This is a genomic window from Afifella sp. YEN Y35, from assembly GCF_047553465.1.
Taxonomy (GTDB): domain Bacteria; phylum Pseudomonadota; class Alphaproteobacteria; order Rhizobiales; family Afifellaceae; genus Afifella; species Afifella aestuarii.
The window spans coordinates 895,351-913,473 of record NZ_CP180203.1 but is presented as its reverse complement, the minus strand read 5'-3'; the positions used below and the strand labels follow the sequence as shown (position 1 = coordinate 913,473).

At 63.2% G+C, this 18,123-nt stretch carries 16 protein-coding genes and 2 tRNA genes; 8 read left to right on the top strand and 10 right to left on the bottom strand.

Going from position 1 to position 18,123, the window contains the following annotated elements:
• Nucleotides 1-318 precede the first annotated feature (318 nt).
• Nucleotides 319-395 (bottom strand) — tRNA-Pro (locus tag ACK8CP_RS04420).
• Between the two features lie 220 nt (nucleotides 396-615).
• Between ACK8CP_RS04420 and ACK8CP_RS04415 the strand changes: the two genes are divergently transcribed.
• Nucleotides 616-981, top strand: coding sequence for a hypothetical protein (locus tag ACK8CP_RS04415; RefSeq protein ID WP_414833456.1), 366 nt, complete (start codon nucleotides 616-618; stop codon nucleotides 979-981).
• Nucleotides 982-1,042: 61 nt separating this feature from the next.
• On the opposite strand, the gene ACK8CP_RS04410 is transcribed toward ACK8CP_RS04415, so the two are convergent.
• The 3 genes from ACK8CP_RS04410 to ACK8CP_RS04400 all read right to left on the bottom strand — a co-directional run bounded on the left by ACK8CP_RS04410 (nucleotide 1,043) and on the right by ACK8CP_RS04400 (nucleotide 3,094).
• On the bottom strand, nucleotides 1,043-1,492 hold the full coding sequence (locus ACK8CP_RS04410; protein WP_414833455.1) for a DUF192 domain-containing protein: 450 nt from the start codon (nucleotides 1,490-1,492) through the stop codon (nucleotides 1,043-1,045).
• A gap of 97 nt (nucleotides 1,493-1,589) precedes the next feature.
• The gene (locus ACK8CP_RS04405; protein WP_414834187.1) at nucleotides 1,590-2,165 is read right to left on the bottom strand and encodes a cold-shock protein; all 576 of its coding nucleotides are present in this window, start codon (nucleotides 2,163-2,165) and stop codon (nucleotides 1,590-1,592) included.
• A 137-nt stretch (nucleotides 2,166-2,302) separates the two neighbouring features.
• Nucleotides 2,303-3,094, bottom strand: a complete 792-nt coding sequence (locus ACK8CP_RS04400; protein ID WP_414833454.1) for an SIR2 family NAD-dependent protein deacylase — start codon at nucleotides 3,092-3,094, stop codon at nucleotides 2,303-2,305.
• A gap of 35 nt (nucleotides 3,095-3,129) precedes the next feature.
• Here ACK8CP_RS04400 and gloA point away from each other — a divergent pair, with 35 nt between their 5' ends.
• Together gloA and ACK8CP_RS04390 are read left to right on the top strand one after the other, a co-directional pair.
• Complete coding sequence (gene gloA, locus ACK8CP_RS04395; RefSeq protein ID WP_128294239.1) at nucleotides 3,130-3,570, top strand: lactoylglutathione lyase; 441 nt, start codon at nucleotides 3,130-3,132, stop codon at nucleotides 3,568-3,570.
• 137 nt (nucleotides 3,571-3,707) lie between these two features.
• Nucleotides 3,708-3,783 (top strand) — tRNA-Glu (locus ACK8CP_RS04390).
• 190 nt (nucleotides 3,784-3,973) lie between these two features.
• Here the strand turns inward: ACK8CP_RS04390 and ACK8CP_RS04385 are convergent.
• Complete coding sequence (locus ACK8CP_RS04385) at nucleotides 3,974-5,512, bottom strand: acetolactate synthase large subunit (protein WP_414833453.1); 1,539 nt, start codon at nucleotides 5,510-5,512, stop codon at nucleotides 3,974-3,976.
• Nucleotides 5,513-5,838: 326 nt separating this feature from the next.
• Nucleotides 5,839-7,110, bottom strand: a complete 1,272-nt coding sequence (gene fabF, locus ACK8CP_RS04380) for a beta-ketoacyl-ACP synthase II (protein WP_414833452.1) — start codon at nucleotides 7,108-7,110, stop codon at nucleotides 5,839-5,841.
• Nucleotides 7,111-7,535: 425 nt separating this feature from the next.
• On the opposite strand from fabF, the gene ACK8CP_RS04375 reads away from it, so the two are divergent.
• Genes ACK8CP_RS04375 through hxlB form a run of 3 tightly spaced genes read left to right on the top strand, consistent with a single transcriptional unit; the run spans nucleotide 7,536 to nucleotide 10,258 of the window.
• Nucleotides 7,536-8,618: an ABC transporter permease gene (locus ACK8CP_RS04375; RefSeq protein ID WP_414833451.1), complete on the top strand. Its 1,083-nt coding sequence runs from the start codon at nucleotides 7,536-7,538 to the stop codon at nucleotides 8,616-8,618.
• Nucleotides 8,619-8,625: 7 nt separating this feature from the next.
• The gene (locus ACK8CP_RS04370) at nucleotides 8,626-9,684 is read left to right on the top strand and encodes an ABC transporter permease (RefSeq protein WP_414833450.1); all 1,059 of its coding nucleotides are present in this window, start codon (nucleotides 8,626-8,628) and stop codon (nucleotides 9,682-9,684) included.
• Between the two features lie 13 nt (nucleotides 9,685-9,697).
• Nucleotides 9,698-10,258, top strand: coding sequence for a 6-phospho-3-hexuloisomerase (gene hxlB, locus ACK8CP_RS04365; protein ID WP_414833449.1), 561 nt, complete (start codon nucleotides 9,698-9,700; stop codon nucleotides 10,256-10,258).
• 58 nt (nucleotides 10,259-10,316) lie between these two features.
• On the opposite strand, the gene ACK8CP_RS04360 is transcribed toward hxlB, so the two are convergent.
• The 3 genes from ACK8CP_RS04360 to ACK8CP_RS04350 form a co-directional block, all read right to left on the bottom strand.
• Nucleotides 10,317-11,807, bottom strand: coding sequence for a sugar ABC transporter ATP-binding protein (locus ACK8CP_RS04360; RefSeq protein ID WP_414833448.1), 1,491 nt, complete (start codon nucleotides 11,805-11,807; stop codon nucleotides 10,317-10,319).
• Nucleotides 11,808-11,828: 21 nt separating this feature from the next.
• Complete coding sequence (locus tag ACK8CP_RS04355) at nucleotides 11,829-12,830, bottom strand: autoinducer 2 ABC transporter substrate-binding protein (protein WP_414833447.1); 1,002 nt, start codon at nucleotides 12,828-12,830, stop codon at nucleotides 11,829-11,831.
• A 172-nt stretch (nucleotides 12,831-13,002) separates the two neighbouring features.
• Nucleotides 13,003-14,406, bottom strand: a complete 1,404-nt coding sequence (locus ACK8CP_RS04350) for a PLP-dependent aminotransferase family protein (protein ID WP_414833446.1) — start codon at nucleotides 14,404-14,406, stop codon at nucleotides 13,003-13,005.
• 78 nt (nucleotides 14,407-14,484) lie between these two features.
• Here ACK8CP_RS04350 and ACK8CP_RS04345 point away from each other — a divergent pair, with 78 nt between their 5' ends.
• Complete coding sequence (locus tag ACK8CP_RS04345) at nucleotides 14,485-15,420, top strand: DMT family transporter (protein WP_414833445.1); 936 nt, start codon at nucleotides 14,485-14,487, stop codon at nucleotides 15,418-15,420.
• A gap of 121 nt (nucleotides 15,421-15,541) precedes the next feature.
• Nucleotides 15,542-16,495 (top strand): DMT family transporter, encoded by a 954-nt coding sequence (locus ACK8CP_RS04340; protein WP_414833444.1) that lies wholly within the window; start codon nucleotides 15,542-15,544, stop codon nucleotides 16,493-16,495.
• Nucleotides 16,496-16,533: 38 nt separating this feature from the next.
• Here the strand turns inward: ACK8CP_RS04340 and ACK8CP_RS04335 are convergent, their stop codons facing one another.
• Nucleotides 16,534-18,066: an acyl-CoA carboxylase subunit beta gene (locus ACK8CP_RS04335; RefSeq protein WP_234628230.1), complete on the bottom strand. Its 1,533-nt coding sequence runs from the start codon at nucleotides 18,064-18,066 to the stop codon at nucleotides 16,534-16,536.
• Nucleotides 18,067-18,123: the final 57 nt, after the last annotated feature.

Below are 18,123 nucleotides of genomic sequence, written 5' to 3'. Positions count from 1 at the left end.
CTGACGCTTTGCGGACAGCTCCTGGCTTGCCTTTCGGATGGAAAGATGAGCCGTCAGGAACCGACTGATGAGATCGGCGACGCAAGCGCGCTTGAGCGCCGTTTCGCGGATGCGCCGCGGCGGCTCCGTCCGTATCGCTTGCGGCCGTGCGGCACCGCACTCGACCTTTGAGTTTGAATGGCTGGCGGACGGAGATTTGCGCGAGGGCTCCAACGTTGGCGGCTTCAACGCCAACTGCGCAGAACATCAAGACCTTGCACACGTCGTTGTCAGACGACATGAGAAGCCCAAAAATCTCTTGATTATCAGAAGCTTAAATGGTCGGGGCAGCAGGATTCGAACCTGCGACCCCCTGCTCCCAAAGCAGGTGCGCTACCAGACTGCGCTATGCCCCGACGCCGCAATGGCGCGGAAACTAGGAGGCTGAGGCCGCTGGCGCAAGCAAGAATGTGCGGACGACGGCCAAAGCCCAAATTCCGGAAACTTTTGCCATCTCACCTTCGAAACGAGCCGACGTCAGCCTCGGGCCGCCGCAAGCACCCTCCCGACTTTCCTCCAGACATTGTTCAAGAGGCCAGCCCTTTGCTAAGTCCGCAGCAACACTGGAGAAAGAGAATGATGACCGACGCGCCCGCAACCGAACAGCCGATGTCCGCATCATCGCCTGCGGCGAACTCCCCCTCCCCCGCAATCACCCCGGAAGACGGGATCCTGTGGCGAGGGCGCCAATGGGCGGTGACCGATTTCGGGCTGGAACGGCTGGGTGGCGGACAATCCGTCCCGACCGACCGCCTGTTTGAAGACATCTCTGTCTATTCCTGGATCCGTCGTATGGGCGACAGGCCCGATGTCGATCTCGACGATTTCACCACCGCGTTCATGGTGGCGCTCGTCCTCCATGGCTTCGTCACCAATCTGCCCGGCGCCAAGGTTTTGGAGGACTTTCAGAAGGCTGAACGAAAGCGGGCCCGATCAGCCTGAAGGCAGGCGCGAAACGGCCGATCGAACGCGGCCTGTCTGCTTCACATCTTGCGACGGCGGATCAGTTTCGCTCGATCGCTTTGCCGGAAACCTGGTCGCCCGGCCGGATATGAAGCCGGTCCGCCGTCCCACCAGCGACCTCGAGCACGAAACGCACCGGCCGCTCAGAGGCGATCGTCGTCTCAGACAAGGGCGTGGTCTCCTTGGCGATGCTCTGCACTTTGTGGTCGGAGCCGATGAACACCATGTCGAGCGGCACATAGGTGTTTTTCATCCACATGGTGATCGGGCGATCGGAACCGAAATCGAAGAGCATGCCAGTCCCACGAGGCACCTCCCGGCGGTACATGAGACCGCGCGACCGCTCCTGTTGGGTGAGAGCGAGCTCCACATCGAAGGTGTGCGTGCCCTTGGCGCTCTTGATGGTGACCTGCTCTGTCGCGCCTTGCGCAACGGCGCCTGCCGCAAACAAAACGAGACTGACGAAGAAAGAGACCAGCCGGACGGCCATCGCACCAAGCCTTCAGTTCAAGATGAGAAATATGGTCCCGATCGCCTGAGACATCGTGGAACCCAAGATATCGTCGCCCCCCGAGACCTCGTGGCCCTCAGTGCGACACGGGAATATGGCCGCCCGAATGTGGCCGGATCTCGGCGGCCATGAGGCCCTTTTCGCCTTCGCCGTAGCGCACGAGAACGAGCTGCCCTGGGCGAAGCTCGGCCATTCCGAAGCGCCGCAAGGTTTCCATGTGGACGAAAATATCCGGAGCGTCTTCGCTTTCTGTGACGAAGCCGTAGCCCTTCAAACGGTTGAACCATTTGACCGTCGCCGTGACGAGTGGGCTCGTCGGCGTCACCGTGCTGCGCTGGCTCGTCGGCGGCAATGTGGATGGATGTGGCGCCTCGCTTTCGTCCATGGCAAGAACGCGCATCGCCTGCAGCCCCTTCGCGCCCGGCAGCACTTCGCACACCACACGGGCGCCCTCATAGGCGGCCTGGAACCCGTCACGTCTGAGACAGGTGACATGCAACAGCACGTCCGGCATGCCGTTGTCGGGCACGATGAAGCCATACCCTTTGGCGACATCAAACCATTTGATATGGCCCGAAACTTCGATCACCTCAGACGCGGCCTCGTCGCGAACAGCGTCTTCGCGGACATCCGCTTGCGGCTTGAAGCCCATACGAGACCACTCCATCGAGGACCCTCAAGCCTGCCAACGGCGGGGCTTCCAAAATCGGTCCATTGATTCGTGCAAAAAAGCATAACATCGGTGCGGCCAGAGGCCACAAGACCTTTAAGAAGTTTTCACGGCTTTCCTTACCCACCACCGCTCAGCTCGGGAAATAAAGCGCTAAGAAGCGCACCGATCTCGCCCGAAAAACAGCTGTCGGCGACGTCGTCGAGGGGCGTCTCCTCCCGGTTCAAGATCACCAGCCTCGCCCCGGATTGCTTGGCAACGAGCGGTATTGTGGCCGCCGGATGGACCACCAGCGATGAGCCGAGGACGATCATCAGGTCGCATTCGTTGGCAAGCTCGAAGGCCCGCCGCATCTCGTGCTCGGGCATCGCCTCACCGAAGGAAATAATCGCGCTCTTGATGAAACCGCCGCAATCCGGACAGCGCGGGCTTTCACCTTTCGCCTCGATCATTTTATGGACTTCGCCGAGCGTGAAAGGCTCGCGGCAGTCGAGACAATGCGCATAGGTGGCGTTGCCGTGAAGCTCGACGAGATATTCGGGCAGGAGACCGGCCCGCTGGTGCAATCCGTCGACATTCTGGGTGACGACGCCCGGCGAGCGCCCTTCCGCCACCAGATGCGCAAGGACACGGTGCGCGATGTTCGGCTCGGCCTTCGAGTAGATTTCATCGAGCATGAAACGCCGCCGCCAATCCTCGAGACGAACCTCCTCGCTCGCCATGAACTCCTGGTAGGTGATCGGCGGCATCTTCGACCAGATGCCGCCCGGCGAACGAAAATCGGGAATCCCCGATTCGGTCGAGATGCCAGCTCCGCAGAAGGCGACGATCGCCTTCGCGTCATCGACCAGCCGGTGGAGATGCGCGACCTCATCCGAGAGCGTGTCATTGTCAGTTTGGATCTGTGCCATAAGCTTTCCCGCCAACCCACTCACGGAGGCATGCAATGAAATATCTGCACACTATGGTGCGCATCAAAGACGTCGACCAGTCGCTCGACTTCTACTGCAACAAGCTCGGGATGGAAGAGGTCCGCCGCAGCGAGAGCGAGAAAGGCCGCTTCACCCTGATCTTCCTCGCAGCGCCGGATGACAAGGCCCGTGCGGAGACCGAACGCGCGCCGCTCCTGGAACTCACCTACAATTGGGATCCGGAAGAGTACGACGGCGGCCGGAATTTCGGCCATCTCGCCTTCGCCACCGACAACATCTACGACACCTGCCAGAAGCTGATGGATGGCGGTGTGACGATCAACCGCCCTCCGCGCGACGGCCATATGGCGTTCGTGCGTTCGCCGGACGGGATCTCGATCGAGCTTCTGCAAAAGGGCGACGCTCTTCCGCCGGCCGAGCCCTGGGCCTCGATGCAGAACACCGGCTCCTGGTAAGAGCGCTTTTGTGCAGGCGCGCGGCCCGCGCCGACCGCCTGCACGAGAGGATTGGCAAGGGAGATCAAATTTCCCACATATGATTTTCCTTGCATGACTTGTTTGCGGCGCCGTGCCCGACTATAAGGCGCCGCGACGCGCCCATCGTCTAGCGGTCTAGGACGCCGCCCTTTCACGGCGGAAACAGGGGTTCGATTCCCCTTGGGCGTACCATTCTCCCGGCGTCGCACATGCGATGCGCCAGGAGAATCCGGCGCAAGGCGCGTCTCTTCTCGCACATCACCAGCAAATCGGCTCCCGGGACCGCGCGCGCCTTTCGAGAATCGCGACCGGGCCGCATCCCGTGCGCGGCAGCGAAGCGACCCGGCACGCCGAACGAATCGGGCGCGCCGGAAACGTCGGATCAGATCATCAATTCGATCAGAAACGGCCCGTCGCGCTCGAAGCTCGCCTGCATCAGGTCTGCGAGCTCATCGAGCGTCTCGGCACGCGCGGCCTCCACGCCCATGCCGTTGGCGAGTTTGATCCAGCCGAGATCGGGATTGCCGAGATCGAGCATCTGCATCGCCGTTGCTCCCGGCGTCGCACCGACATTGGCGTATTCGCCGAGCAGGATCGCATATTGGCGGTTGTTCAAGATGACGGTCGTGACCGGCAGTCGCTCACGCGCCTGCGTCCACAGCGACTGGATCGTGTACATCGCCGAACCATCGGCCTGGAGATTGATCACCCGTCGCCCTGCGCCTGCAACGGCCGCCCCGGTCGCGACGGGCATGCCGTCGCCGATCGCTCCGCCTGCGAGGTGCAGCATGTCGTGCGCCGGCGCGGCATAGGTTTCATCGTACAAGCCACGGCTATAGGAGATCGCCTCTTCGCAGAGGATGGTATTCTCCGGCATCAGGGCCGCGACGGTGCGGGCCAGACCTTCAGGCGTCGGCGCGCCGTGCGCCACTTCCGGCCGCGGTCCCGGATCCGGCATCGGCACCTGAGGCGCGCCGAGCGCGTCGACGAGCGCCTGAAGCGCGACCACAACATCCTGATCGCCGCGCGCCAATGTCTGGAGCTCTGCCTCCGCACGATATTCGATCGACGGCTGACCGGGATACGCGAAGAAGGAGACCGGCGGCTTTGCGGCGACAAGGATGATCTGCTCGAATCGCTCAAGCGCGGCCCGTGCGGCTTCGGCCACATAAGGGACCCGGGCAAGCGGCACACGGCCCCGCCCCCGCGCCACCTGTCCGCAGACGAAATCCGCCATGAGCGTGGCACCCGTCGCCTGCGCCACACGCCAGGCGAGTTCCTGGGCCGGCTGCAGAAGCCCGGCGCCTCCGAGAAGAATGAGCGTCTCCCGGCCGTTCCGCAGCATCCGCGCGGCCGTCTCGACGGCATGGGGATCGAGAGGTGCCGCGGGCAGCGCCGGCAGAGCATCGGCGACGATCCCGCCCTCGCTCCAGCAGGTGTCGGACGGCAGGATCAGCGTCGCGACCTGCCCCGGCAACACACGCGCAGCCTGCGCCGCGGCCGCAGCATCCCGACCGACATCGGCAGCGCAAGTCGATGCACGCACGAAGCCCGAAACCGTATGGGCAAGGCTGCTCGTATCCATCGTCAGGGGCGCGTCGTGCGGGCGATGATACGTCGCCTGGTCACCGACGATGTTGACGATCGCGGCTCTTGCCCGGCGCGCATTGTGAAGATTGGCAAGGCCGTTCGCGAGGCCCGGCCCGCAATGCAGGAGGGTGCAGGCGGGCTTGCCCGCGATCCGCGCATAACCATCGGCCATCCCCGTGACGACGTTCTCCTGCAGTCCAAGGACACAGCGCATGCCGTCGATCTGGTCGAGCGCCGCGACGAAGTGCATCTCGCTCGTGCCGGGATTGGCGAAACAGGTGTCGACGCCTTGATTGAGGAGGGTTTTGACGAGGCTATGTGCGCCGTTCATCGCATTGTCCTTCTTGGAGGGTCCTTTTCGGAGACTTCTCTTCTGTGCCCCCAACCCAGGAACGAGGTTCCGGTTGAAGTGCAGAATGGGGCCGTGCTCCGCCCTGGTCGGTCGCTTCCAGCGGCGACGGACGCCTCCCACCCGCCCCGTCCTATGGGACGGCACGTGTGGCGACAATGAGTTTTACGAGATGAAAAAGCCGCGGCCAAAAAATCCGCGAGCCGCATCGGCCGGGCTGCTTATCCGCTGCCCGGCCAATGTCGCTGACACAGACGAAAGGCGGCTCACCACGTGAGCCGCCCTTCCTGAAAAATTGATCTGCGCCGTCAGTTCCAGCGCTTCAGGACGACGCTGGCGTTCACGCCGCCAAAGCCGAAGCCGTTCGACATGGCGACATCGATCTTCTGCTCACGGGCTTCCGGCCCGATGAGATCGAGCCCTTCCGCACCCTCCATCGGATTTTCCAGGTTGAGGGTCGGCGGCAGAATGCCATCGCGCAGCGCGAGAATGGTGAAGACCGCCTCCAGTCCGCCGGCCGCACCGAGAAGGTGGCCTGTCGCCGACTTGGTCGACGAAATCGCCACCTTGTGGTCGCCGAAGACGGACCTGACACCGGCAAGCTCACCGGCATCGCCGACGGGCGTCGACGTCGCATGGGCGTTGAGATAGCCGACGGCAGAAGGTTCAATACCGGCCTGCCGAAGCGCGATGGCCATGGCGCGGCGGTTGCCAGCCCCGTCTTCCGGACCCGCCGTCAGATGATAGGCGTCGGCAGTGGTCCCGTATCCGAGGACTTCCGCGATCGGCGTCGCGCCGCGTGCCTCGGCATGTTCCAGGGTCTCCAGCACCAGCATGGCGGCCCCCTCGCCCATCACGAAGCCGTCGTGATCGCGATCGAACGGCCGTGAGGCCTTTTCGGGCGTCTCGTTGAAATGCGTGGAAAGCGCGCGAGCCGCAGCGAAACCACCAAGGCTGACGCGGTCGATGCAGGCCTCCGCGCCACCTGCCAGAATCACATCCGCTTCGCCGTCCCGGATCAGCCGCGCGGCATCGCCGATCGCCTGCACGCTGGCCGCGCAGGCCGTGACCGGCGCGCCAATCGGCCCGCGAAAGTGATGACGGATCGAAACCTGCCCGGCCGCGAGATTGACCAGGAACGACGGAACGAGAAACGGCGACAGACGCCGTGCACCGCGGGCCGTGGTCAGGTCGGCGGCGGCACGCATCGCCGGAAAGCCGCCCACGCCCGAGCCGATCACCGTGCCGGTGCGCTCGCGCTCGCCTTCATCCTCGGGATGCCAGTCGGCCTGCCCGAGCGCCTCTTCGGCCGCCACCATCGCCATCTGGATGAAACGGTCCATCTTCTTGAGGTCTTTCTCGGGCACCACGCGCGTGGGCTCGAAGCCGCCTTCCGCATCATCCGAAACGGCGGGAACGACCCCGCCGATCTTGGAAGGGATATCCGGGACGACGTCTTCGGGGAGTGCGCGGATACCGGAGCGGGCTTCGACCAACCGGCTCCAGACGAGGTCCACACCGCAGCCGAGCGGCGAGACGACGCCGAGCCCTGTCACGACCACACGCTTGTTCGGGTTCATGGAAACATCCTGACGTTCACATTCTCAGAAAGACGATTCGGCGCAACCTGCACTCCGAAGCCGCATGTGCAAGGCGGCATGACGCGCATTGCGACATTGCACGGATCGACTCAAGCCTTCCGGCGGTCAGCCGGGTGCCGATGCCGACCTCGGTTACTCACCGTCCTATGCAGATCAAATAGCCCGACCTGACGCCGCCGACCGCCCTAATCTGATGTCATTCACAAGGGGCTACAAGCGCTACGCTACGAGGGGGCTCTCCACCAACGGGGACGCCGCGCATCACAGGCGCGTGGGCAACGAGCCACATGGTTCTTCCGTCACATAGTCGTACAAACTTGACCGTGATCAGCGAGCCATGCAATCGGACGCTGAGTGTCGGCGCTGCCTGACGCCAACAATGAGAACGAGTTCTGGGGGAGTGGATGACGACGAGGTCCACCTTTGAGCCGAATGCGCCAACGCCCGGCGCAGCCGCATCCTGGCGCGAGCGGCTATGGCCGCGCGGCGGCAGCGGATCTGGCGAGAACCTGCGGCTCCTCGCCCTGATCATCCTCGCTTACATCGTCATCGTGACGTTCCAGTCGCCGGATTTTCTGTCGCTTGCATCTCTGTTCGACCTGATCCGCACGGGCTCCGCCCTCACCATCGTCGCCCTCGGGGTTCTCGTCGTCATGGTCACGGGTGGGATCGACGTGTCCTTCCTTGCGAACGCGATTCTGTCGGCCTGGATCGCCACCGCTTTGTCCAACGCTCTCGGGATCGACAGTCTCGCATTCGCGCTCACCGTAGCGATCGGCATCGGCACCTTCGTCGGCCTCGTCAACGGCCTGATCATCTATCTGTTTTCGCTCCCGACCTTGATCACGACCCTTGCGATGCAGGGGGTTCTGCAAGGCGTGCTCATGGTCTTTCTCGGTGCACGGCCGATCACCGCGGGCTTCATGCCCTCCTCGCTGCGCGATTTCGGCACCTCAGTCCTGTTTGAGATCCCGGCCGGCCCCGGCTTCACCGGGCTTTCGGTCTTCGCAATCCCCCTCGTGATCGTGATCGTGCTCACCTGGTATCTTCTCAACCGAACGCCGATCGGACGGGCGAGCTATGCCCTCGGCTCCAATCCCCTCGGCGCCGTGCGCTCCGGCGTCGAAGTCTTGAAGATCAACCTCGTCGTCTATGGATATGCCGGTGCGCTTGCGGGCCTCACTGGCCTCATGATGGTGTCGGAAATCCGCCTCGTGAACCCGGTCTCGCTCGTCGGCAACGAACTCATCGTGCTCGCGGCCGTCGTCATCGGAGGCGCGAAGCTGACAGGCGGCACAGGCTCCGTCGGCGGCGTCGTTCTCGGCATGGCGCTGATCACGCTCTTGAGCAACACGCTGGTGACCCTTGGGCTTTCCGCCTCGTGGAATCGCTTCTTCATTGGCGCGGCCATGGTGGCCATCGCTGCGATCTCTCATTACCGGGCGAAGCAGCGCAATCTGAAGCTCCTCAACTTCCAGGATGTGTGAGCCGGCCATGGCTGATACAACGCCTTCTCACCCCGCCCCCACGAGCAAGCGGCCAGGATTGCAGGCCCGCCTCAACGAAGAATTCCTGGCCGAAGTCGTTCTCTACGGCATCGCAGCGATCGTGCTCGCTCTGATCGCCATGCGTCTTGGCGGTGCGTTCTTCAATGCCACCAACCTCGTCTCGGTTCTCGAGCAGGTGCCGGAATTCGCCCTCTTCTCGCTCGCGATGGCGATTGCCATGATCACCGGCGGCATCGATCTTTCCGTGATCGCGGTCGCCGACCTGTCGGCGATCTTCGCGGCCTACATCATGACCAATCCGAGCATAGTCGACGCGCTCGGGCCCGGCGGCGCGATCGCGCTCGCCACCGTCGTGGCGCTCGGAGCGTCCGTGCTGATGGGGCTTTTCAACGGCATCATCATCGCCCGTTTCGGCGTCCCGGCGCTGGTGACGACGCTTGGCACGATGCTGCTCTATTTCGGCCTCGCCTCAGGCCTGACGGGCGGTGTCGGTATCACCGGGATGCCTTCGGCGTTTACCGACATTTTGATGCTGAAGCTCGGGCCGATCCCGGTTTCGTTCTGCGGATTGGCGGTGCTGTTCGTCCTCGCATCCTTCTACATCCGCAATTCACTGTTTGGAAAAACCCTCTACCTCTACGGCGACAACAAGGTCGCGGCCCTCTTCACCGGCCTGCCGATCAACCGCGCCATCATCATTTCCTATGCGCTTTCCGGCCTCCTCGCCGGCGTTGCCGGCCTCATCATGCTGGCGCGCTTCAATTCCATGAAGGTCGGATTCGGCGACACGTTTCTGCTGCAGGCGATCCTGGTCGCGGTTTTGGCCGGCATGGATCCCTATGGCGGCCGCGGGCGGCTTCTCAACGTGCTCGCCGCCGTCCTGCTTTTGCAATGCGTGGAGAACGCCTTCACCATCGAAGGGCTCTCGCCCTATGCCAAGAAGATGATTTGGGGCGGTCTTCTCCTCATCTTCATGGCGCTGAACTTCTTCGTGCGCAGGATCGTGAGGCGCTCGCTGACGCGCGCCGCGCTCCGTGCTGGCTGATCAGGAGATGACAATGGAAACGATCACAAGCGGCTTTGAACGGGCCGTCGAAGAACTGAGCCAGGTGGCGAAGCGCCTGGATGAAGCCGAGATCAGCGCCTTCATGGACGCGATCGTCAAGGCGAAGCGGGTCTTTCTGATCGGTGTCGGGCGTGAAGGCCTGTCGACCCGGGCCTTCACCATGCGCCTCATGCATCTCGGCAAGGAAGCGCATTGGATCTGGGACGACACGACGCCCTCGATCGGGCCGGGTGATCTGCTGATCGCCACCTCGGGCAGCGGCTCGATCGGCCATATCGATTATGTGCACGACCAGGCCGTCGCGGCCGGCGCCGCCACCATCGTGGTCACCGGCGATCCGAGCGGCACGACGGCGCAGAAGGCGAAACAACGCCTGTTCCTGCCGGCCGCCGTCTTCAAGGGCAAGGCCGACGTGGTGCCATCCACGCAGCCGATGGGCAATCTCTTCGAGCAGGCCCTGCTCATTCTCTTCGACCAGATCGTGATCGCGCTCGCCGAGCGCATGCAGGTCGATCGCGAAACCATGGTCGAGCGTCACCGCAACGTCGAGTGACGCCGCGGCTTTTTCCAGACGCTTAAGCTCTCGATCGAGATCGAAACCGACAGGACGCTCAGTCGTCCTGCCGGATCGTTGCGGCAATGCGAGCCGACGTAATCTCCGGACCCGAAAACTCCTCGACGATCCGTCCCGTGCGGAAGACGAGGACGCGGTTGCAGCTCATGGCGAGCTCGTCGAGATCGTCGGAAATCATGATGACGCCACAGCCTTCGCGTGCCAGCGTCTGCACGATTTCATGGATCTCGGCCTTGGAGCCGACATCGATGCCGGCCGTCGGATTGTCGAGAATCAGGATCTTCGGCTCGGTCGCCAGCCATTTGGCGAGCACGACCTTCTGCTGATTGCCGCCGGAGAGGCTCTGCACCGGTTCTGCGGCCGATGGGGTTTTCACCCGCACCTTCCTCACCCATTCGTCGCCGATCGTCGCTTCCTTGTCGCTCGAAATGAGCGATAGCGCGCCCTTGATGCGCTCATAGATCGACGAGGCGATGTTCATGCGGATCGGCTTGCGGCCGAAGAGCCCCTGGCTCGCCCGATCTTCCGAGACGAGCACGATCCCGGCGCGCACGGCATCCTGCGGCGAGGTGATGCGCAATTCCGCACCATCGACGAGCACACGGCCGGACTTCGCCGGATTGAGACCGAAGAGCGAGAGCGCGGTCTCCGTGCGCCCCGAACCAGTCAGTCCGGCAAAGCCCAAAACCTCGCCCGCGCGCAGCGCGAAAGACAGATCGCGGTACTGGCCGTCGCGCTGAAGATCCTGAACTTCGAGGAGAACAGGCGCATCCGCCCTCACCTCGTCGCTCTTTCCGGCAACGACGCGCACACCCGTCATCAGGAAACCGAGCTCGCTGACGTCGATATCGGCAGGCGCGTATTCGCCCACTTCCTTCCCGTCGCGGAGCACGTAGATGCGGTCTGCGATCTCGAACACTTCGTCGAGCTTGTGGCTGACGAAGATGACGGAAATTCCGCCTTCCTTGAGGCGCCGCACCATGGTCAGCAATTGCTCGACATCGCGCGCCGGCAGCGCGCTCGTCGGCTCATCCATGATCAGCAGGCGGCATTCCTGTGTCAGGGCGCGCGCGATGGCCGTCGTTTGCTTCGCGCCGAAGGACAGATCTCCGAGCCTCGCATCGAGCGGCAGCTTCGCCCCGAGGGAGGCAAGCGCGTCTTCCGCCGTCTTTCGGCACGCCTTCCAGTCGACCCACAATCCCTTGCGATGCTGGATCTCGTGGAACGCGATGTTCTCGGCAACCGTGAGGTCCGGGAAGATCGCCAGATCCTGATAGATGATCTGGATGCCAAGGCGCATCGCCTGCGACGGGCTCAAGCGCTGATAGGCATGGCCATCGAAAACGATGTTGCCGGAATCCGGCTCCTCGGCACCGCAGATGCACTTCATGAGCGTCGACTTGCCGGAGCCGTTCGTGCCGGCGATGCACAACACCTCGCCGGCGGCAATCGACAGGTCGACATGATCGAGGGCCTGGGTCGCGATATATCGCTTGCTCAGGCCCTCCAAGCGGATCAGTTCAGCCATGATCGCTGAGCATCCCCTGGGTCAGAACTTGTAGTCCTTCCAGTTCTCTGCGGTCAGGATCAGTGTCGCATCGCCATAGACGACACCGTCCTCGATGGTGACTTTGTCGTAGCCAGGCCGCTTCAGGTCCATGCCCGCCTCGACGGTTTCGCCGTTCAGAAGCTTGTGGGCGACAAAGGCGGACGCGTAACCGGCATCGGCAGGGCGCCAGCAGAGAGCCACATTCTGATAGCCGTCCTCGAGATACGGGCCATTGATGCTCGGAAGGCCGAGACCGACCACGGCGATGTCCTTGCGGCGCAGCTTCTCGACCGCGAGGGCCGCCATCGATGTGCCCGACACCGAGCAGCCGACGATACCCTTGAGGTCCGGGTAGCGCTTCAGCACCTCGTTGACCTTGTCGAGCGCGGTCTTCTCGTCGTTGTTGTCCTCGATCGGCTCGGACAGGACGAATTCCATGTCCGGGTAATCGGCCTTGATGTGCTCCATGCCAGCATTGAACCACTGCATGTGCGTTTCCATCGTCAGCGCACCGACGATCGCGACGAACTTGCCTTCGCCATTCATGGCCTTGGCGAGCTTGTCGAACATGAGGGCGCCGAAATCCTCGTTCTTGAAGGCTTCGACATCGTAATCGGCTGTGCCCGCAAGGCTCTTCGCCTCATGGCTGACGATGACGATACCGGCGTCCTTGGCCTTCTGCAGCACCGGCTCCATGGACTTCGGATCGTTCGGGACGACGAGGATGGCGTCGACATTCTTGGCGATCAGGCTTTCGACCATCTGCGCCTGCTTGGCGGGGTCTCCGGTCTCGGGTGCGATCTGATAGGCGTTGACGCCGAAATCCTTGGCGAAATCCTCCACGCCCGTGCGCATGTCATCGAACCAGGAGATACCCTCCTGCTTGGCGCACATGACGATCTCGAATTTCTTGGGCTGAGCCCAGACTTTCGACGCTCCCGGAAGCGCGGCACCAGCCGTCAGAAGGGCGGCGGAACCGAGCAATCTTCTTCTTGTAATCACTGTTGGTCTCCTTTGTCTCCGAGGAGGAGAGCACGCTGCGCCTGCCCTTTTAATTGCACCTTGATTTGCATCAAGGACAATTTTGAGCCCGATCGTCGCGCAAAAGCGTCAGCCTGGCGGCAAAGGTACAGCCTAAGAACGCCACCCGCACGAGCGCACCAAAGCCCGCTGCTCAGACGATGAAGGCAGCCTCTCCCGGCCTTTCGTCGAGAAGCCGTTTGAGGCGCCAGAGCCCGTCTTCCACCCGCGAGTGAGACGCCTCATGGCTGAGGCAGAGGCGAACCGCGGCAGGCGCGACGGCGGGATCGACGCAAAAGGACCGTGCGGAGCGCAAGGCGACGCCCTCACGCTGCGCCGCCGCTTCGAAGGCATCCGGCCGCCATCCTTCCGGCAGATGCAGCCAAAGATGGAAGCCCGCCAGATCGGCCGCCAAGCGGCTCCCTTTCAACGTCTCACGCGCCAAGGCCTGCCGCGCCTCGGCAGCCTGGCGCTTCTCTTCGTTGAGGCGCTCCGCCGTCCCATCCTCGATCCAGCGTGTCGCGATCTCCGCCATCAGCGGCGGCGGCATCCACGAGGAGAGTGCGACACCCGCCCGCAAGGCTCTCTCATGGCGCATGGGCGCGCTCAGATAGCCGACGCGCAGACCCGGCGCGAGGCTCTTTGAGGTGCTCGCCACATAGATTGTCTGATCGGGCAGACAGGCTCCGAGAGGCGCAGGCCGCGAGCGCGGTAGAAAGCCGAAAACATCGTCCTCCAGAATGTCGATGCCGTGGCGCTCGGCGACTTCGGCGACGGCCCGACGGCGCGCCTCGGACATCGTCGCAGTCGTCGGCGTGTGCAGCGTCGGCATGGTGTAGAGAAGTCGGGCGGCCGTCGCCCTGCATTGTTCGTCGAGAGACTGAGGTAAGAGCCCCTCCCTGTCCATGGCGACAGGAAAAACCCTGAGACCGAGACGCTCGGCCGCCGCCAGGACGGGTGCATAGGAGAGCGCCTCGGCAAGGATCGCATCGCCTGGCCGCGCCAGCGCCAGGAGCGCCACGAAGAGCCCCTGCTGCGAGCCGTTGGTAAGCACGATCGACCGCCCCTGATGGGGAAACCCGAGCGTTTCGATCCATGCGCCCGCGGCCTCTGCGTGCCGCTCTGCCGTTCGTCCCGGCCAGTGATCGAGAAAAGCCCCGAGCCCCTGCTCACCCGAGATTGCGCACAGCGTTTCTGCAAGTTGCCTCTCCGCCCCGCCGAGCGGCGGCAGATTGTTGGCGAAATCGATCGCATCGCCCGCAGGCCGCGCGAGCCCCGCATTCCAAGCACCGCTTGCCGCGGCAGTGACCGCTTTCGCATCGCGCACATAGGTGCCGCGCCCGACGCTGCCTTCCAGGAAGCCCCGACGCACCGCCTCGCCATAGCCGCGTGTCACCGTCGAGAGCGACAAGCCCAGCCGCCAGGCGAGATCGCGCTGCGGCGGCAACCGCTCGCCGGCGCTCAAATCCCCCGCAGAGATCGCCGTGCCGATCGCCTCGGCGAGTGCCGTGTAGGCCGGGCCGGAAAAGCGGGAAAGATCAGGGATCCACATTGCCATCAATACAATAATCCGATTGCATTCAATATCGCACGGGACATACCAATACAATCACACGCGTCTTCTCATGGAACGGTGATGTCCCCGTCGCATCGCACCGGCATTCTCTACGCCCTTTGTTGCCTCGCCATCCTATCGGCGATGCCGGTCATCGCCGACGCGCGTCCCGAAGGATCGAGCGGCCTCTCCTTCGCCATCTGGCTCACCTTCTGGCAGCTTGTCGCGGGTCTTCCGCTCTTTATCGTCGAGCTCCGGCGCGGGGCGCCCCCGAGCGCGGCGGCACAACGGCCTTCCGCCCGAACGCTCGCAATCGCGCTCCTGACCGGGGCGATGTTCGCGGTGGCGACTTACATGTATGTGGTGGCGGCCAAGAGGGCCGGGCCCGTCAGCATGGTGATCGCGCTGCAGGCCTATCCGCTCTTCGCCATCCTTCTGGAGGCGGTTCTTCTCGGCAAACGCAAGAGCACCACCGAGCTCGGCTTCACCGCACTCCTCCTCGCGGCTCTCGTCTATCTCACCACCGGCGGCACGTTTCGCGTGGCGGACATCTCATGGTGGTCGGCCTATACCCTCGGCATCCCGGCATTGTGGGCCATCGCACATGTGCTGCTGCGCCAGGTTCTGATGACGACGTCGATCACGCCAAACCAGGTGACCGTCACCCGCCTCGTTATCTCCGGCATCGTGCTTCTCGCCCTTCAGGCGGTCATTGGCGAACCGGGCGCTCTCTTGCAGGGTTTCACCGATCCGACCTTCCAAAAGGCCGCGATCCTTCTTGGCGTCGCCTACTATCTGGAGCTCGTCCTGTGGTTCAACGCCATCCGCCATATCGATGTCTCCGTCGCGAGCTCGATCACGGTACCGACCCCAGCGGTCACCATGCTCATTACTGTGGTCGTTCTCGGCGGGCACGTGGAGACATTTCAGATCCTGGCGATGGTCGTCATCTGCGTGGCGCTATACGGGCTCCTCTTCGCCGGCCGTCAGGCGCGCCGCGCGCCCTCACCCGGATGACGATCACCGCCAGCAACGGAGACAGCAACACCGTGCGAACCGGTGCCTGATCTCACCGTGACGCCGGCCATGCCATCAGGCGTTGGTGGCTCGCCTTGCGGCTTTGTGGCAAGGACGGCGAATGGCATCGCTCCCCTCCTCTCTGACCAACACGCCCGCCGAGATGGTGCGCGGCATCATGATCTTTGTCGCCGGCGGCATAATCATCCCGACGATGGATGCCTTGAGCAAGCTCCTCATCACGCAGCACGGCCTTTCGGCCGGCGAAGTCGGAGCCGTTCGTCTCTTTCTCCAGGGCGTGCTGATCTTGCCCCTGCTCCTTCATTGGGAAGGGACCGCCGCTCTGCGCATTCCGCATCTTGGGCTCAACCTCCTGCGGGGTGCCTGTCTCGGTTTCGGCAGTCTCGCCTTCTTCGCCGCGCTGCGTTTCCTGCCGCTCGCCGACGCGATTGCGATCTTCATGATCGAACCGATGATCGTGACCCTTTTGTCCGGCCTATTCCTCGGCGAAAAGGTAGGATGGCGGAGGATCGTCGCGGTTCTGGTCGGATTTGCCGGAGCGCTCATCATCATCCAGCCGAGCTATGCGGTCTTCGGGCTGCCCGCTCTCCTGCCGGCTCTGACAGCATTCCTCGTCGGAATCTATTTCATCTTGAGCCGGCACGTGGCGCGCGGTGCGAGCGCCTTCGCGATGCAGTTTTATGCAGCTCTCGGCGGCTTTGCGGTAATCGTCGCGGCAATGATCGTCTGCCGTCCATTCGGCCTCGACGATCTGGCATTCTCATGGCCGGCGAGCACTCTTGCCTGGACCTTGTTGCTGGCGACAGGTGTAATCGGAACGTTCGCCCATCTTCTCTTCAACCGGGCCTACCAGCTCGCCCCGGCTTCGGTCCTCGCCCCTTTCGGCTATACCGAGATTGTCTCCGCGGTGGCTCTCGGCCTCCTGGTCTTCGGCGACCTCCCGAATGCCCCGAAATGGGCCGGGATGGCGATCGTCGTCGGCTCCGGCATTTTCATCTATCTGCGCGAGCATCGCATCGCCCGCACAACGGCAAAGCCGCCGGTCACGCACTGAGGCGACCGACGGCTCGAGAGGCTCAAGCGTTCAAGCGCTCAGAGCGGGATGTTGTCGTGCTTCTTCCAGGGATTGGCGAGTTCCTTGCGGCGCAGGAGCCGGAAGGCGCGGGCAACCCGCCGTCTGGTCGATTGCGGCATGATCACGTCGTCGATATAGCCCCGCTCCGCCGCCACGAACGGATTGAGGAAATGATCCTCATAGGTCTTGGCGTGCTCGGCGATCTTCTCCGGATTGTCGATATCCTTGCGGAAGATGATCTCCACCGCACCCTTGGCGCCCATGACGGCAATCTGGGCCGTCGGCCAGGCGTAGTTGATATCCCCGCGCAAGTGCTTGGAGGCCATGACGTCGTATGCGCCGCCGAAGGCCTTGCGCGTGATCACCGTCACCTTCGGCACCGTCGCCTCGGCATAGGCAAAGAGGAGCTTGGCGCCGTGTTTGATGAGGCCGCCATATTCCTGCGACGTGCCGGGCAGGAAACCCGGAACGTCGACGAAGGTGAGAATCGGGATGCCAAAACAATCGCAGAAGCGAACGAAGCGTGCCGCCTTCCGAGAGGCATCCGAATCGAGGACGCCGGCCAGAACCATCGGCTGGTTTGCCACGACACCGACCGTACGCCCCTCGATGCGGCCGAAGCCGGTGAGGATGTTTTTCGCATGGTCGGGCTGAATCTCGAAAAAGGCCCCCTCATCAAGCGTCTTCAGGATGGCTTCCTTGATGTCATAAGGCGTGGTCGCCGAATCCGGGACCAGCGTATCGAGAGATTTCTCCTGCCGATCCCAAGGATCGTGGACCGGGATTTCCGGGAGGTCGGCCTTGTTGTTGAGGGGCAGATAATCGTAGAGGCGACGGATCTCCAAAAGCGCCTCGACGTCGTTTTCAAAGCCGCCGTCCGCCACCGACGACTTCACGCAGTGCACCGACGCGCCGCCGAGCTCTTCGGCCGTCACCGTCTCGTTGGTCACGGTCTTCACGACATCCGGGCCGGTCACGAACATGTAGGACGTGCCGCGCACCATGAAGATGAAATCGGTCATCGCCGGCGAATAGACGTCGCCACCCGCACAAGGCCCCATGATCACCGAGATCTGCGGAATGACACCTGAGGCAAGAACGTTGCGCTGGAAGATCTCAGCATAGCCGCCAAGCGCCGCAACGCCCTCCTGGATGCGCGCGCCGCCGGCATCGAAAAGCCCGATGATCGGCGTGCCGTTCCTAAGCGCCATGTCCTGGACTTTGCAGATCTTCTCCGCATGCGCCTCGGAAAGCGACCCGCCGAAGACGGTGAAGTCCTTGGCGAAAACGTAGACGGGGCGGCCGTTGATCGTCCCCCATCCGGTGACGACGCCGTCGCCCGCGATCTTCTGCTCCTCCATGCCGAAGGCCGAAGAACGGTGCTCGACGAACATGTCGAACTCTTCAAACGAGCTGTCGTCGAGGAGCACCACCAGGCGCTCGCGCGCCGTCAGCTTGCCCTTGTCATGCTGGCCCGCAATACGCTTCTCGCCGCCGCCCGCGCGCGCATTGGCACGCCGCTTTTCCAACTCCACTAGAACGTCACGCATTCTACCCCCCAATCAGATTGATCTTGTTTCCATGGCCATTAGCCGGTTTAGAATCTC